12 protein-coding genes are annotated in these 15,906 nt (G+C 48.0%); all 12 read left to right on the top strand.

All coding sequences use genetic code 11. The annotated features are described in order from the left end of the window. Positions 1–397 precede the first annotated feature (397 nt). The 12 genes from murA (at position 398) to csaB (ending at position 15,905) form a co-directional block, all read left to right on the top strand. Positions 398–1,744 (top strand): UDP-N-acetylglucosamine 1-carboxyvinyltransferase, encoded by a 1,347-nt coding sequence (murA, locus tag NKT06_RS28600; RefSeq protein WP_082762960.1) that lies wholly within the window; start codon positions 398–400, stop codon positions 1,742–1,744. 469 nt (positions 1,745–2,213) lie between these two features. Next, positions 2,214–3,554 (top strand): stage II sporulation protein D, encoded by a 1,341-nt coding sequence (spoIID, locus tag NKT06_RS28595; RefSeq protein WP_253441324.1) that lies wholly within the window; start codon positions 2,214–2,216, stop codon positions 3,552–3,554. 1,082 nt (positions 3,555–4,636) lie between these two features. Next, positions 4,637–5,377, top strand: a complete 741-nt coding sequence (locus tag NKT06_RS28590; protein ID WP_253441323.1) for a M23 family metallopeptidase — start codon at positions 4,637–4,639, stop codon at positions 5,375–5,377. Positions 5,378–5,548: 171 nt separating this feature from the next. Then, on the top strand, positions 5,549–5,836 hold the full coding sequence (gene spoIIID / locus NKT06_RS28585; RefSeq protein WP_024632710.1) for a sporulation transcriptional regulator SpoIIID: 288 nt from the start codon (positions 5,549–5,551) through the stop codon (positions 5,834–5,836). A gap of 219 nt (positions 5,837–6,055) precedes the next feature. Then, on the top strand, positions 6,056–7,054 hold the full coding sequence (gene mreB, locus NKT06_RS28580; protein WP_253441322.1) for a rod shape-determining protein: 999 nt from the start codon (positions 6,056–6,058) through the stop codon (positions 7,052–7,054). Between the two features lie 102 nt (positions 7,055–7,156). Then, positions 7,157–8,041 carry a flagellar hook-basal body protein gene (locus tag NKT06_RS28575; protein ID WP_253441321.1) on the top strand — a complete coding sequence of 295 codons (885 nt, stop codon included), beginning with the start codon at positions 7,157–7,159 and terminating at the stop codon, positions 8,039–8,041. 639 nt (positions 8,042–8,680) lie between these two features. After that, positions 8,681–9,520 carry a flagellar hook-basal body protein gene (locus NKT06_RS28570; RefSeq protein WP_253441320.1) on the top strand — a complete coding sequence of 280 codons (840 nt, stop codon included), beginning with the start codon at positions 8,681–8,683 and terminating at the stop codon, positions 9,518–9,520. Positions 9,521–9,532: 12 nt separating this feature from the next. Next, positions 9,533–9,757: a DNA-directed RNA polymerase subunit beta gene (locus NKT06_RS28565; RefSeq protein WP_210109216.1), complete on the top strand. Its 225-nt coding sequence runs from the start codon at positions 9,533–9,535 to the stop codon at positions 9,755–9,757. 488 nt (positions 9,758–10,245) lie between these two features. After that, positions 10,246–10,677, top strand: a complete 432-nt coding sequence (gene fabZ, locus NKT06_RS28560) for a 3-hydroxyacyl-ACP dehydratase FabZ (RefSeq protein ID WP_105406857.1) — start codon at positions 10,246–10,248, stop codon at positions 10,675–10,677. 111 nt (positions 10,678–10,788) lie between these two features. Beyond that, complete coding sequence (locus NKT06_RS28555; protein WP_253441319.1) at positions 10,789–12,510, top strand: phospho-sugar mutase; 1,722 nt, start codon at positions 10,789–10,791, stop codon at positions 12,508–12,510. 216 nt (positions 12,511–12,726) lie between these two features. Beyond that, positions 12,727–14,748 (top strand): DUF5693 family protein, encoded by a 2,022-nt coding sequence (locus NKT06_RS28550; RefSeq protein WP_253441318.1) that lies wholly within the window; start codon positions 12,727–12,729, stop codon positions 14,746–14,748. Continuing rightward, positions 14,724–15,905 carry a polysaccharide pyruvyl transferase CsaB gene (gene csaB, locus NKT06_RS28545; RefSeq protein WP_253441317.1) on the top strand — a complete coding sequence of 394 codons (1,182 nt, stop codon included), beginning with the start codon at positions 14,724–14,726 and terminating at the stop codon, positions 15,903–15,905. Before NKT06_RS28550 ends, csaB begins: the two co-directional genes overlap by 25 nt. The last annotated feature ends 1 nt before the right edge of the window (position 15,906 follow it).

The raw sequence follows: 15,906 nt of genomic DNA, 5'->3' as shown, positions 1-15,906 counted from the left end.
GTAAAATTGGATGAATTTGAGATGTTTTATGTAAAAATGCTTGTATCGTACAATTCAACAATGTTATGATGGAAGTTAGGGAATTCACAATTGTTCACTTATTTTGTAGTTATAAACGGGATATCCGGTTCATACCGGCTAATAACCATCCCACTCTGTCTGTTCTGATGCTCTGCTGGCTTGTAAGACACTAATTTTACATGCTGATTAGCAAGACGCACGGCACATGGTATCATTGATATGGATTATAAAAACCAATTCTTTTCTGAACAGACATCTGTGGCAATATGCCAGAATATGTCGAAATTCCACACACAGCAACAGTCCTTTCTACACACAGTGGGGCTTACGTATTCCGGAATGAAGAAAAGGGAATAAAAGCGCGGAGGGAACCATGATGAGCAAATTTATCGTCCGCGGTGGCAAAAGGTTGACCGGAAGTGTCAAAGTTAGCGGCGCTAAAAATTCTGTTCTTCCGATCATCGCTGCCTCTCTCTTAGGGGAAGAAGGACAAAGCGTTATTATTGACGCGCCTCCTCTAGACGATGTGATGACGATTAACAAGGTGTTGGAATCGCTGGGAGCGGGAGTTACATACCGGGACGAAGTGATTACCGTAAATGCGGAGAAGCTTACTTCCTGTGAAGCCCCGTACGAATGGGTAAGTAAAATGCGGGCGTCTTTCCTGGTCATGGGGCCTTTGTTGACTCGAATGGGTCATACAAGAATCTCACTTCCTGGTGGATGTGCCATCGGTACACGGCCTATTGATCAGCATTTGAAAGGTTTTGAAGCCATGGGCGCAGAGATCAGCTTGGGCCAAGGTTATATCGAAGCTCGTAGCCAAGGACGGTTGCGTGGCGCGAAAATTTATCTGGATGTGGCTTCCGTAGGTGCCACTCAAAATATTATGATGGCTGCAACATTGGCCGAGGGCGTAACTGTTCTGGAGAATGCGGCGAAAGAACCTGAGATTGTGGATCTTGCCAACTTCCTGAACGGAATGGGTGCCATCGTACGTGGTGCTGGTACTGGAGTGATCCGTATCGAAGGTGTGGAGAAACTGACAGGTGTTACACACACCGTTATTCCGGATCGGGTAGAAGCGGGTACGTATATGGCTGCTGCTGCAATCTCTGGTGGTGACGTGTACATTGAAGGTGCAATCTCTGATCATTTAGGCTCCGTTATCGCGAAGCTTGAAGAGATGGGTGTAACCATCCAACCGGATGAGAATGGCGTGCGTGTAATCGCAGATCGTCCTCTTAAGGCTGTGGATGTGAAAACATTACCTTACCCAGGATTCCCGACAGATATGCAATCCCAGATGATGGCACTCTTGCTCGCATCTGAAGGAACAAGTGTTGTGACAGAGACTGTTTTTGAAAACCGATTCATGCATGTGGATGAGTTCCAACTGATGAATGCGGAGATCAAAGTTGAAGGACGTTCGTCCATCATCACAGGTAATGCCAAACTGAAGGGTGCCAAAGTAACGGCTACCGATTTGCGTGCGGGTGCCGCACTCATAATTGCAGGTCTTGTTGCTGAAGGTACAACGGAAGTGGGCGGTGTTCATCACATCGACCGTGGCTATGTACATCTCGCTGAGAAGCTTAACGGACTTGGAGCTGACATCTATCGAATCTCGGTTGATGAGCCTAAGCTGGAAGCAACCAAAGCACCTAGTGAAAAAGTGGAGAAAGAAGTACCGATGTTTAAGGTGCAACCAACTCTTGCTTAACATTGGATTGAATAAATAAAAATAGGGTCCCTCTATTTTGAATCACACGCTTGCGTGGATTATGAATGCGATGGAACGTATATTGTAAAAAAATGATAAAGCTAAGCCATCTGGCTTGGCTTTTTTTGTGTTTACTTTTAAGCAGATGACAAGGAATTTGATACCTGATTCTATTAATAGCTGGTCTTAATTTATATAACATAACATCGTATTCTGTACCAATTCTGAACAAAATGAAAGAGCGCCTTTTTTAGGGATTTGGTTTCGCATAAACACCTATTTTGGGCGACAGATCAGCATTTGTAAGAGATGCAAGGCAAAACAAAGCAGGTGAGTGAATGGAAGGAAAAGGGCCTCGTTTCTCTTAAATCAGGTTCTATCAGATCGAGCTAGCTCATAACCTAAACTATGGATTTGAACAACACGACCGGCACATGACCGGCCATAGATAACGGAGGGTTATAGTCGAATGAAAGAAGCTCGTGTACAGGTAAAGGTACCCCTTGTCCCTCGTCCAGGTATGCAAGAGCCGGAGAAGAATACCGTTTCTGGAGTGGAAAGAGACAAGCCTACCCCATTGAATCTGAGGACTGTTCCATCACAGCCTGCAAAATGTTCAAACCCAGGACGGATGTCGACAGATGAGCTGAACCGGCAGGCAACTGAGCATATTCATATACCTGTTATTGAGCTGGACCAATTCCGCCGTGTGAAGCGTCGCCGAATGCGGACATTCGGACGAAAACCCCGATGGGGACGCAACGCTACACGATGGCAACCTGCAGCTGGCGTATCTGCTTTATTGGCAATGGCATTACTGATTCCGGTCATTCTGGTATGGCCGCGGACAACCGAATCACCCAAGCCGATCCCTGCTCCAACAGATGCCAGCAGTACAAGAACTCCAGCTCCTGTGCCAGCAGTTCCTGTTACCTACCCTGAACCTAAAGTGCGCGTATACCTGTCTGCCACAGGCACAATGATGAATCTGCCACTGGAAGACTATGTTACCGGGGTTGTGGCTGCTGAGATGCCAGCGGAATTCAGGCTGGAGGCGTTAAAGGCGCAGGCAATAGCAGCTCGCACATTTATCGTGCGAAGGCTTGCTGCTAGTGATACAAGCGGTGTTCCATCAGGTGCGGCGGATGTGACGGATACGGTCAGCCATCAGGTGTTTATTCCGCCAGATCAGGTAAAAGCGGATTGGACTCGCCTAGGGAAGGCGAAGGAATGGGAGAAGCTGCAACAGGCTGTGCGCGAAAGTCGAGATACGGTGATGACATATCAGGGCAAGGCGATCACCGCATCCTTTTTTTCCACAAGTAATGGGTATACCGAGAATGCGGAGGATGTATGGGGTAACGCTGTACCGTATCTGCAAAGTGTGGACAGTCCATGGGACAAAACCCTGGCGCCAGGCTACAAGCAGACCGTTACCATGAAGCGTAACGAAATTCTGCAGAAACTGAACCTGGATGCCATTCCGGTTACCACCCAGAAGAGTGGAACGTGGATGGAAGTATTGTCTACAACCAAAGGTCATCGGATTAAGGAAATGCAGATCGCAGGTGAAACATTCAGCGGCCCCGAGGTGCGCAAGCTGCTTGGATTAAGATCCAGCCAGTTCAGTTGGAAGACCACAGGTGACGAGGTCCAGATTACAACGTACGGATACGGGCATGGTGTTGGCATGAGCCAGTGGGGAGCAAACGGCATGGCGCAGGAGGGACACACGGCCACCCAGATTCTCAAACACTACTATACTGGCATCTCATTCGGACAGGCATCCAAGATGCTGGCCTCGAAGTAGGAGAGATGAATGCGGATGGATAAAGCGAAATAATTCGAATGGGTAGGAATATGTGAGAATGTGTGCAAAAGTATGTGAAGGACAGCAGTTTAAGTTTGTTTGGAACTGTTCTAAGCTTCCCATAACCCATTGGTGCCCTAACGAATCTGAGAGGCCTTATCAGAGGATATCAGGACGAATGGAAATTCTAACGAATCTCAGACACGTTATATCACGACATACTACGGTAATGGAGCGATCATAGGGCCAAAAAGAGTATTTAGGGTGTCTACGGTTCGTTAGGATTCTTAAGCAGCGATTTCCTCGCCAATAAGGCCGCCTGAGTTCGTTAGAAATATTTTATATCTATTCATTAGCAAAATTGAGGGTGCTGTCATTGACTACATGCTATTCGTAATAAGCAGCCAAACCAAAACCAAAACCAAAACCAAAACCAGAACGTTGAAATCAAGTTTCCAAGTTATAAGCTTACAAATTTGATTTATGTCCCCAATCTACAAAGGAATTTCAAACTATACTGTGACCAATCAAGATCCAGCTTTTTTCTAAATTAGTATGTTAGAAGCATCAGTCATTAGTGTATCACCAATCTCTAATCTCACATCACACTTCAACGAACCTAGAGCATCTTAAATCTGTATTATCCAGTCACAACTTATATCATTTCGCTCTCACCGATAAATGCACTTCATAAAAGGATTGGTCTCTACAGCCAATCCAGACCAGTCTACCAACACCCATTCCGGAGCTTTCGAGATTCGGCTATATATGCGGAGAGTGCTAGTGTATGGAGAGCGCAGGGGACAGAAAAGACCTGTAGAAACAAAGTTAAAAGCTTTCTGAAAGAAAGCTGCATCGGAAGCGTAAACTTGCCTTTACTACCGGATTTCACTTTTGTAGAAGGCGATAGAAGAAATCTGGTAGTAACCAGCGGTCGAAAGGTTTTCTGGCCCCGAAGCGGCGCACCAACTAGCTGCACACACTCCATATATAGCACTCTTTGAAACCTCCGTGAAAATAATTAGAGTCGCGCGTGTATAAAAGAGTTGCACCCGGTAACACTTGTTACTGAGGTGATCAAGATGAATGAACAAAACAAAAAAACAGTCCAAGAAGAAACTCCTAAAACAACTCAAGGAGTACCGGCTAGCCAGCCCTCTTCATGGAAAAGAGCAATGTCCAAACGCTGGGTCTTCCCGGCAGCCTACATCGCAGCAGCAGGCATTATACTAACCTTAGTGTGGGTCTATCAGGGAACAGGCGACAAAGCTATGAACCCGGACTCTGCTAGCGGGGTAGTAGAAACAGGCGCATCGGCGGGTACAGAAGGAACAGCAGCAGGCGGAGAAGAAGAAAGTGTGGAAGTTGTTGCAAAGTCGGAGAATTTTGTATGGCCGGTAGCGGTACCGTCCGAAATTTCGGTAGTGAAACCTTTCTATGATAGCGAAGCTTCAACCGAGGAACATGAAGCGGCAATGGTGCAGTACAATGATACATTCATCCCGAACACGGGTGTGGATCTGGCACGTGGGGATAACAAAACGTTTGAAGTCAAAGCAGCACTTGCCGGTAAAGTTACCCGGGTTGAGCAAAATCCGCTCACAGGTCAAGTTGTGGAAATCACACACAGCGATAACCTGAAGACGGTATACCAAAGCTTGGCAGACGTCAAAGTGAAACAAGACGATGAAGTGAAACAGGGAGATGCGATTGCATCTGCTGGTGTCAATGAATTGGGTAAAACGCTTGGCAACCACCTTCACTTTGAAGTGTACGAAGACGGACAGCCGGTTAACCCGCAAGGATATCTTCCGGAAAAATAAATGATTTTTACCGCAGCAACATGATGGGCAGAGGGGTTGAACCTCTGCTCTTTTTGTGCTTTTCAGAAAATAATGGGACCTTCGAAGCTTGTCACACCTCTAAACCGCGAATATATAGGCATGCTCCTCATATAATGTACCAAACTATCCACACAGTAGGGAGGCGGGAGCGTGCACGATTACATCAAGGAACGGACCATCAAAATTGGTCGCTGCATTGTTGAGACGAGGAATACGGTCCGTACCATAGCCAAAGAATTCGGCGTGTCAAAGAGTACTGTGCATAAGGATCTGACGGAGCGTCTGCCGGAAATCAACCCTGATCTTGCTGACCAGGTGAAACACATTTTGGAGTATCACAAGTCAATCCGCCATTTGCGGGGCGGTGAAGCGACCAAAATTAAATACAAAAAAACGAGTGGCAAGAAACGTGAGGTGTTGGCTTCCGCCAAATCGTAAGCATCTTCACAAAGACGTAGGCCAAAAAGCTCACACATGCATTGAATCCCTCCCCTGAAGTATGATATGTTAAAAGCTGGTACAGGATCGAATTATGACATCTTATCAGCCCGATTTTTACATATATATGTTGCACTTTGTCGAACGAGCGGTGACGTGATAAGGGACTCTTTTTCACAGGATACGCTGACCAAATAATATCACTTTGGGGGCTCTTTTATGTTTAGCAAGGATATCGGTATTGATCTTGGCACGGCCAACGTGCTTATTCACGTGAAAGGAAGTGGGGTTGTCCTCGATGAACCTTCCGTCGTGACCATTGAAAGAGATACGAAACGTGTCCTTGCTGTTGGGGAAGAAGCGCGTCGTATGGTGGGGCGTACTCCAGGTAACATTGTTGCCATTAGACCGCTGCGTGACGGCGTTATTGCGGACTTCGAGATTACGGAAGCGATGCTCAGACATTTCATTAATCGTGTGGGTGCAAGAAGCTGGTACAGCCACCCTCGAATTTTGATCTGTGCACCAACGAACATTACATCCGTGGAACAGAAGGCCATCCGCGAGGCGGCAGAACGCAGCGGTGCCAAAGAAGTGTTTCTGGAAGAAGAGCCGAAAGCGGCAGCGATCGGTGCGGGAATGGATATTTTTCAGCCGAGCGGCAATATGGTCGTGGATATCGGCGGCGGTACGACTGACGTTGCAGTCCTGTCTATGGGCGACGTGGTCACCGCCTCTTCTATTAAGGTCGCAGGGGACAAGTTCGACGAAGCCATTATCAAGTTTATCAAAGCCAAGTACAAGCTTATGATCGGTGAACGGACCGCAGAAGATATCAAGATTGCGATTGGTTCCGTACATCCGGGTGGACGTCAAACCGAGATGGACATACGCGGACGTGATATGGTATCCGGTCTGCCTGTTACCGTAACGGTATCGGGAAATGAAGTACAGGAAGCACTCTGGGATTCTGTGCAATCCATCATCGTAGCAGCGAAGTCAGTATTGGAACGTACACCGCCTGAATTGTCAGCGGACATTATCGACCGTGGTGTTGTATTGACAGGTGGAGGTGCATTGCTGAACGGACTGGACGAGCTTTTGTCCAATGAATTGCATGTACCGGTATGGGTTGCGGAAGATCCAATGCACTGTGTCGTGAAGGGGACAGGCATTATGCTTAATAATTTGGATCAGGTGGTTAAGAAAAAGTTCTAATCTGCCGATATAAAAAGCAAAGGTTCGCCATGCTCGGAAAGCAGAACGGACAAGCAGCCAACCTGCGATGCAGGACAAGCGCTTGAGGAGAGGGGTTAATTCATGTTAAGAGGTCTGTACACCGCTACTGCGGGAATGATTACGCAACAACGCCGCCATGACACAGCAACACAGAATATCGTAAATATGAACACCACGGGATACAAACAGGTGAACAGCGTAAGCCGTTCCTTCCCGGAAATGCTCATTACTTTGGTAGGCGGAGATGCAAATCTTCCAACAAAGCGGCTGGGCAAGCTGAACACGGGGGTGTTCGCGGAAGAGAGTTTGTCCATGAATTTGCAGGGGACTATTATGGAGACTGGGCAGAAAAATGATTTTTCCATTTCATCCAATATGTCGGTCAACGATCCGCAGACTGGACAACCTGTCCCGTTTGACGCATCAGGCAAATTTGTACGGGCCGATGGCACGGTAACTTATCAGCCTCAGGCGTATTTTACAGTTCAAGATGCAGAAGGTAACACCGGATATACACGCGATGGACACTTCGAGATTACAGGAACGGGACAATTGCTGAGCTCAACAGGTTCACAGGTGTTGGATAATAATGGACAACCTATAGTGTTGACAGGTTCCGTAGAGCAATTTAAAGTGGATGAGCAAGGCCGTTTGGTGGATGCAGCAAGCGGTGCACCGACAGGGGTTACTCTCGGGATTAGTGTCATTGACCAGCCGAATCAACTGGTTCGTCAAGGTGATGGCAATTTCAGTCTCAGCGATGCAAACGGGGCAACAGCCCGGATGATGGCTGCAGGAGATAATGTGCAGATCCGTCAGGGATACTTGGAAGGCTCGAATGTCGATGCCTCACAGGCAACGGTTGATATGAACGCCGCATTCCGTGCGTATGAAGCAAACCAGAAGGTCGTACAATTCTACGACCGCAGTCTGGATAAAGCCGTCAATGAAGTCGGGCGTGTATAACGCCGACGTTTAAATATAACCGCGCAGCGGAGAGCCAAACGCCCTTTGCGCAGCAAAGCAGAGAGGCTCACGCGGAGCGAAGAGCTTAGACGCAGTCGAGCTTATGCGAGGAATGCGTGGCAGTACCTGAGCGCAGCGACGGTCTCGACAGTCCCTTGCGAAGCAAAGCAGGGAAGAGACCACGCGGAGCGCAAGAGCCTAGACGCAGCCGAGCCTATGCGAGGAATGCGTAGAAGTACCTGAGCGAAGCGACGGTCCCGACAGCCCTTTGCGAAGCAAAGCAGGGAGAGACCACGCGAAGCGCAAGAGCCTAGACGCAGCCGAGCCTATGCGAGGAATGCGTAGAAGTACCTGAGCGAAGCGACGGTCTCGACAGTCCTTTGCGAAGCAAAGCAGGGAAGAGACCACGCGTAGCTACTCGCCGCACAAAGAGCGTGCCCAACTGATATTTAGCCATGTGAAACCATGGCGTAAATATTAGTTGGGCAGTCGCGGCGCACACACACCACCGTCACTTAGCAAGATCGTACCCCACGCACCCTCTCCGCCTGTTTCGGGAGTCCAGAGGGCAGCGCCATCTGGGGCCCTCCCTACCAGGGAGGGTTTGGGAGGGTAGAACCAGGGGAGGGTAAACCACCGATGAATAATTCCATGATTAGTGCCAAGGTTTCCATGACTGCCATCCAGCAACGACTGGATGTCATTGCCGATAATATTGCCAACGTGAATACGGCAGGCTATAAGAGCAAGCAAGCAGCCTTCGAGGATGTGCTGACCCGGGTGCAACAACAACCGGACAAGTATAAACTGGATGGACGCTCCACACCGATGGGATATAACCTCGGTTTTGGTGCTCGTTTGGCGGATGTGACAAAGGATATGTCTCAAGGCCCTTTGAACGAGACCGGCCTTCCGACCGATCTGGCCATTGAGGGGAATGCCATGTTTGCAGTTGAAGCGAACGGGGAGAAAATGTGGACACGTCAGGGTGCATTTCATTTTGTACCGGATACAAGACCAAAAGCTAATCCAAATGCACCAGATATGATGGTGATGGTCAATGGTGAAGGCCACTTTGCCCTGGATCGTCAAGGTAATCGTATTACGGCACCGAATAATAGCAAAGTTGCTTTTGATGAAAATGGCAACCTGTTAATCCGACGCGGTAATGAGGCAAACGCAACCATTGGGGCACAACTGCAAGTGGTAGACATTGAACGCCCTGAAGGTCTGGTACAATATGAGGATAACCTCTTTGGCCTGGATGCGGGATTAACCGAGGATGATGTATTTGGCGCTAATGCAGCTACACGTCAAGCAGCTGCCTTGATCCGTCCAGGATATCTGGAGCAATCCAATGTGGATATGACACAGGAGATGTCTTTGCTTATGCAAGGACAGCGGACATATCAACTGGCGGCCAAGGCGCTAACTTCAAGTGATTCCATGTTGGGTCTTGCCAACAATATGAGAGCGTAAAAGGTGAATGTGATGACAGAAACACAGCAGCAGAACAGTAAGCCAGAGAAAAAGGAAGTCAAGAAGAAGAAGAGTGGATGGCGCATCGCTAGATGGTTCCTAGTCCCGGCCCTGCTTGTTCTTGCCCTCGCTGGCGGAATGGTAGCTGGATATGTGGTACTGGGCAAACAAGATATCGGTTCCGTATGGCAATGGAGTACATGGGAACATGTATATAATCTGGTGTTCGCGCCATAATGTAACGAGTTAAGCGAAAACTCCTGCGCAGGCAGGAGTTTTCTTTTTGACGTTGAAAACAGTATAATGATGGATGACGTTTGACGTCACAAAAGAGGCCTCCCCTGCGAAAGACATTCGTTATCGCGAAGAGAGACCCCTTATCTTAACCTTCACTACTGCAGTCATGAAGGATATAACTAGTGTTAACCGAAAATATGCTTTCCATACAAAATTTAAAAATTAAAAACCCATTTATATGAGCTTTTGATTTTGTCATGTGGGGGTTGACCTTTCAGCACCGAAGTAAGTGGAGGGAACGGAATCGTTCAGAAGAAGCGAAGCGCTCGCCTTTGTCACCGAATTTTGACCTCTATGAGGTTGATCAAAAAAATTCGGAGACAACAGCGATCAGAAGGACGACCCGTAACCGTAACGACCACCGTAGCGCTAAGAGTCAATCCATGATGAAGAACGCTCATATAAACATCCCGAGAGGAGATTACACTGTGCTCGATATCAAACAGATTCAAGAAATCATCCCGCACCGTCCGCCGTTCCTTTTGGTGGACAGAATTTTGGAGATGGAAGATGGCAAACGTGCCGTTGGTTTGAAAAATGTAACGATTAATGAACCATTCTTTATTGGTCATTTCCCTGAGTATCCGGTAATGCCGGGTGTTTTGATCACCGAAGCATTGGCTCAGGTTGGTGCAGCGGCTATGTTGAACCTGGAAGCGAATAAAGGCAAAATCGGCTTCTTGGCGGGACTGGACAACTTCCGATTCCGTGGACAAGTTGTGCCCGGAGATACGTTGATTCTGGAAGTGGAGATTACACGTCTGAAGGGTTCCATTGGTAAAGGTAAAGCAACCGCCCGGGTAGACGACAAAGTGGTCGCTGAAGGCGAGATTATGTTTGCACTGTCTGACCCAAGCTGATTACATACGTGAGCATTGACATCATGCCGGAACGTGGACGAACCGAATGATGCAAGATGCTGAAGTAACTCAGCACACCTGAATTTATATAGACGGAAGGGGTTTATCGGAATGGAACAGTTAAGCACAGCAGCAGCAGAGACGTTGCAGCAATGGTTGGAGGATGCTTCGATTGATGAAGCAACGAAACAAGAGCTTCGTGACTTGCAGGATCAGCCGAAAGAGCTGGAGGAACGTTTTTACAGAAACCTGGAGTTTGGTACAGGAGGATTGCGCGGGGTCATTGGTGCAGGAAGCAACCGGATGAACCGTTACACCGTAGGTCGGGCAACGCAAGGATTTGCGCGTTATTTGCTTGAGCAGCATGGTGACCAAGAAGGCAAACCTTCTGTGGTCATTGCTCATGATTCCCGTCATTTCTCACCTGAATTCACACTGGATGCTGCGCTTGTACTGGCTGGAAACGGCATTGTAGCCAAGCTGTTCCCATCCCTGCGTTCAACTCCAGAGTTGTCATTTGCAGTGCGTAATCAGAAGGCTACTGGAGGAATCGTTGTAACAGCGAGCCATAACCCACCGGAATACAACGGATACAAAGTGTACAATCATGAGGGCGGTCAATTGGTACCGGATGAAGCGGAAAAAGTCATTCAGTACATCCAGGAAGTACCTTCCCTTGCTGACGTGAAGAAGCTGACGCAAGAAGAAGCAGAAGCGCAGGGGCTCCTGATCTGGTTGGGTGAAGACCAAGACCAGGCGTTTGTGGATATCGTAGCAAGTCGCAGTCTGAGCCGCGAATTGATCCAATCCGGCATAGGCCGTGATTTCAAAATCGTATACACACCGCTGCACGGAACAGGCAACATCCCGGTACGTCGCGTGTTGGAGCAGATCGGTTTTGAGCAAGTGCACATTGTAGCTGAACAGGAACAGCCTGATGCTGAGTTTTCTACCGTGAAATCCCCTAACCCGGAAGAACGCGAGGCGTTTACGCTTGCAATGAAGCTGGGGGAATCCGTGGGCGCTGACATTTTGATCGGAACAGATCCGGATGCAGACCGTATGGGTGCAGTCGTGAAAGACAACGATGGCAGATATTTCGTCTTGTCCGGTAACCAATCTGGTGCCATTATGGTACATTACCTGCTCAGTCGCCTGCAAGAGACAGGAACACTGCCAAGCAATGGCGCAGTTGTCAAAACGATCGTAACCAGTGAGATGGGTGCTGTTATTGCTGAACATTACGGTGCAGAAGTGATGAACACACTGACAGGCTTCAAATATATCGGTGAAAAAATGAACCAGTTCGAAGCAACAGGCAGTCATACCTTCTTGTTCGGATATGAAGAGAGTTATGGATACCTTTCCGGCAACTATGCCCGTGACAAGGATGCTGTCCTTGCCTCGATGCTGATTGCTGAAGCAGCTGCTTACTATAAGAGTCAAGGTAAGACGTTGTATGATGTCTTGCAAGAGCTGTACAACCAATTCGGATACTTCTTGGAGAAGCTGGAATCCCGTACGCTGAAAGGTAAAGACGGCGTAGCTCAGATTCAGGCCAAAATGACGGATTGGCGTTCCAATCCGCCACAAGAAGTAGCGGGAATTGCGGTACAAGATGTACTGGACTACTCCCTTGGTCTGGACGGTCTTCCGAAGGAAAACGTACTGAAGTTCATTTTGGCAGATGGATCGTGGTTCTGCTTGCGTCCTTCAGGAACAGAACCGAAGATCAAAGTATACTTCGCCGTTCGTGGAGAGAGTTTGGAAGATGCGGAAAGCCGGATCGAGCGTCTGGTGACCAATGTAATGTCGCGTGTAGACGCACAATAATACGAATGCAACAATGAGCAAGAACATGAGAAGGCCTCTCCGCACCGTAAGGTTGGTTGGCGGAGGGGTTTTTCTTTGAAATAAAAGTGTAGATAGACTGGCATATATCAGGGCTTGTTGACACAAGCTGTTTGTAACCTATTGTATGAATGTTAAATGAACGAATTACTTGAGCTGAACGTGCATTTGGTTCCAACACTTGAGGAGGTACATGTAGTGCGTCAAAAATGGCTTTATTGGAATAACGCTTCTCGGAAGTGGTTGTGGCTCGTTGTTATTATCGGTCTGGTTGCGTCCATCCCTGTAATCAGTGATCGGGTGCAGACAGAATCTTCTGCCAAAAAGGTAGAACTTGTTTTCAACTATCGGGGTCTGCTGGATATCTCCGCGTATCAGGCACATCCGCAAGATTTCATGAATGAACAATTGACTCGTCTAAAAGACGCAGGCGTTACAACGATGGCTGTGTTCGAAAGTACATTGGACGAGCTGAGAAAGACACGCCGACTGATGGTATACAACGGCCAGGATCTCGCGAACCTGACCAAAGATGTGATTCCTTCTAACGCAAATTACACGTATGTGTTATTTACATCAGAGGAAAACGCACAGACGTATACCCCTATTATTGAACAAACGTTCGCTGATCGGCAGATTCCGGTGCAACCATGGGAATATGAAGGTCGTAGCGGCTTAATATTGCAGACTCCTCCGGAGAATGCCAACATGCAGCCTTTGCAGCCCGATCCGGTTGCCGTGAAGATGCTACGTGATAAAGGTTTTTACATTTTGCCGCGGATCTCGGACAGTGTGCCCTACAGCCAGGAATCGATGGAGCGCTTGCTTACCTTCTTCGAGGAGAATGGCGTAAAGCGCATCTTGTTTGATGGTGATGCTGTGAAAGGGTACAATGATAATGCAGAGATGAAAAGTCTCGACCAATTCGCACAGTTGCTGAACAAGCACAATATTGGTCTTGCAGCCATTGAGAACTTAAAGAAACCGCAGTCTGGATTCCAGACCCTTGCATATAAAACGGATTACAACGTTACGCGTCTGTACTCGCTTAGTGATGGCGATGCCAATCTGGACGTAGACACGATTGCTGACCGTTTTGTACTGGCAACCAAAGACCGCAACATTCGTATGCTCTATATGAATGCATCGCCAAGTCGGAATACAGCCAAGGCCATGATTACAGATCCAATTGAGAATCTGATCAACAGCCTGGGTGAGCCGGGCCATGCGATAGAACGTATGGCTAAACATGGCTTCGAACTTGGACAAGCTGAAGCATTTACAGTGAAGGATTCATCGATTCAGCGTTATGCCAAGCTGGTTGCTCTTGTTGGTGCAATTGCCATGATTGCACTTATGGTTTCTTATTTTATCCCACTACTGACCTTGGTCGCATTTGTGGTTGCTTTGGTGGGCAGTGCAGGATTGTTCCTCTTGAAACCAACGCTGCTGGAGCAAGGAATTGCCTTGCTTGTTGCAATCGCCGCGCCGACCATAGCCATGGTGCTGGCTGTTCGAACAGTGAACTATCAGCAACAGCGTCAACCCGACGCATCTGCAGGTCGTCGTTTGAAACAGACTGTAGTTTTATATGTAAGAACGTCAATTATTTCGTTCCTGGCCGTACCATTTGTCATTGCGTTGCTTAACAGCATTACGTACAGTCTGGTGATTAACCAGTTCCGCGGCGTAAGTCTGTTGCACTTTGCACCTATGGCGTTGGTAGCGATCTACATTGTGTTTTACCGGGGTTCGGGTTCGTTCTCTATCAAGAAAATTAAAGAAATGCTTCGTATGCCAATTAATGTGTTAATGGTTGTTTTGGCACTCGTTGCTGCCGTTGTTGGATACTATTACTTGAGCCGTACAGGCAACTCGGGATCAGTAACACCATTCGAGATGTTCCTGCGTACCACGTTGGAAGATACGTTCGGTGTACGTCCGAGATTCAAAGAATTTATGCTGGGACACCCGCTGTTTATCGTTGGCGTGTTCGCCGCTTTAAAATATCGTAAAGTCATCTTTGTGCTCATTATTGCAGCGATTGGACAGTTGTCCATGGTGGATACGTTCGCGCATATCCATACGCCGGCTGTATTGTCACTCATTCGTGGAGTGATGGGATTGGGACTTGGCTTAATCTTCGGTATCATTGCTGTGGGTGTGTGGCAAGTAGCGGAAGGATGTTGGAAAAAATGGTCACCACTTCTCAAAAGTTAGTCATCTCGGGGTATTACGGATTCCACAATAGCGGAGACGAAGCGGTGCTAAAGTCGATTTTGACAGCACTGGAAGAGGAAAGCCAAAGGTCGAATGTCACCATTGAACCGATTGTTCTCTCGGGTGATCCCGAGTGGACAACCTCCATGTACGGTGTGCGCTCCGTGAATCGTATGAAATTGAAGGAGGTCCGTGAAGCACTCAAGGAGAGTGACGGATTAATCAGTGGCGGAGGAAGTCTATTGCAGGATGCAACTGGACTGAAATCCATTCCTTATTATCTGGGTGTAATCAAGCTGGCTCAGATGCTGAAAAAACCAACGTTTATCTATGCGCAGGGGATTGGCCCTGTGAATCGTAAAATTTTTAATCCGATGATCAAATCAGTCTTTAAGGGCTGCACCTATGTATCCGTTCGGGATGAACAATCTGCAGATTACCTGCGTGGGCTCGGGCTACAGTGGAATCAGATCCATGTTGTACCCGACCCCGTAATGGGCTTGCCATTACCTGAGACAAAAGTTAAGAGTGGGGCAGGTGCAGTTTCAGCAAATGATACTTTTCAAGCGAATCGAGTGGAAGCTGCATCTGGAGCACACACCAAGCTTCCTGTGATAGGCATATCGGTACGGTTCTGGGAATCAGACCGCAAGGAACTAACTGCTATTGCTGCCGGATTGAAAAAGCTGTGCTCCAAACGAGCTGTGCACTTGCGTTTTCTGCCATTTCATTTGCCAGTGGATGAACAGGCATCACGATTCCTTATGGAAATGCTCGGTGATGTGACCAGTAAAGGTAGTGAGATCAGCATCGCACAGGATCTGACCGACCCTCAGCTTATGCTGGAGGAAGTCAGCAAGTGTGATCTTGTCATCGGTATGCGTCTGCACAGTCTGATCTATGCAGCTTCGCAATATGTGCCACCGGTGGGTATCTCGTATGATCCGAAAATCGATCAATTCTTGCTTCGACTGGATAGTGAACCAGCAGGGGATACGAGCTCACTAGATGGCGACAAACTCGCCAAGACTGTCGTCGGATTGCTGGATCAACGATCACAGTGGCTGAAGGAACATGAAGATGGCATCACCGAATTGAAGCAGGAAGCCAGAGTGCCTGCACAGCAGATTATTAACTATTTAGGCCGCAAAGGATGAG

The organism is Paenibacillus sp. 1781tsa1, assembly GCF_024159265.1.
Taxonomy (GTDB): Bacteria; Bacillota; Bacilli; order Paenibacillales; family Paenibacillaceae; genus Paenibacillus.
This window is presented reverse-complemented; position numbering and strand designations above follow the sequence as displayed.

Excerpts from the sequence above, each read along its gene's own strand:
- spoIID (WP_253441324.1), top strand. The coding sequence starts at position 2,214 with ATGAAAGAAGCTCGTGTACAGGTAAAGGTACCCCTTGTCCCTCGTCCA.
- NKT06_RS28575 (WP_253441321.1), top strand. The coding sequence starts at position 7,157 with ATGTTAAGAGGTCTGTACACCGCTACTGCGGGAATGATTACGCAACAA.
- mreB (WP_253441322.1), top strand. The coding sequence starts at position 6,056 with ATGTTTAGCAAGGATATCGGTATTGATCTTGGCACGGCCAACGTGCTT.
- murA (WP_082762960.1), top strand. The coding sequence starts at position 398 with ATGAGCAAATTTATCGTCCGCGGTGGCAAAAGGTTGACCGGAAGTGTC.
- NKT06_RS28565 (WP_210109216.1), top strand. The coding sequence starts at position 9,533 with ATGACAGAAACACAGCAGCAGAACAGTAAGCCAGAGAAAAAGGAAGTC.
- NKT06_RS28555 (WP_253441319.1), top strand. The coding sequence starts at position 10,789 with ATGGAACAGTTAAGCACAGCAGCAGCAGAGACGTTGCAGCAATGGTTG.
- NKT06_RS28590 (WP_253441323.1), top strand. The coding sequence starts at position 4,637 with ATGAATGAACAAAACAAAAAAACAGTCCAAGAAGAAACTCCTAAAACA.
- NKT06_RS28570 (WP_253441320.1), top strand. The coding sequence starts at position 8,681 with ATGAATAATTCCATGATTAGTGCCAAGGTTTCCATGACTGCCATCCAG.
- csaB (WP_253441317.1), top strand. The coding sequence starts at position 14,724 with ATGGTCACCACTTCTCAAAAGTTAGTCATCTCGGGGTATTACGGATTC.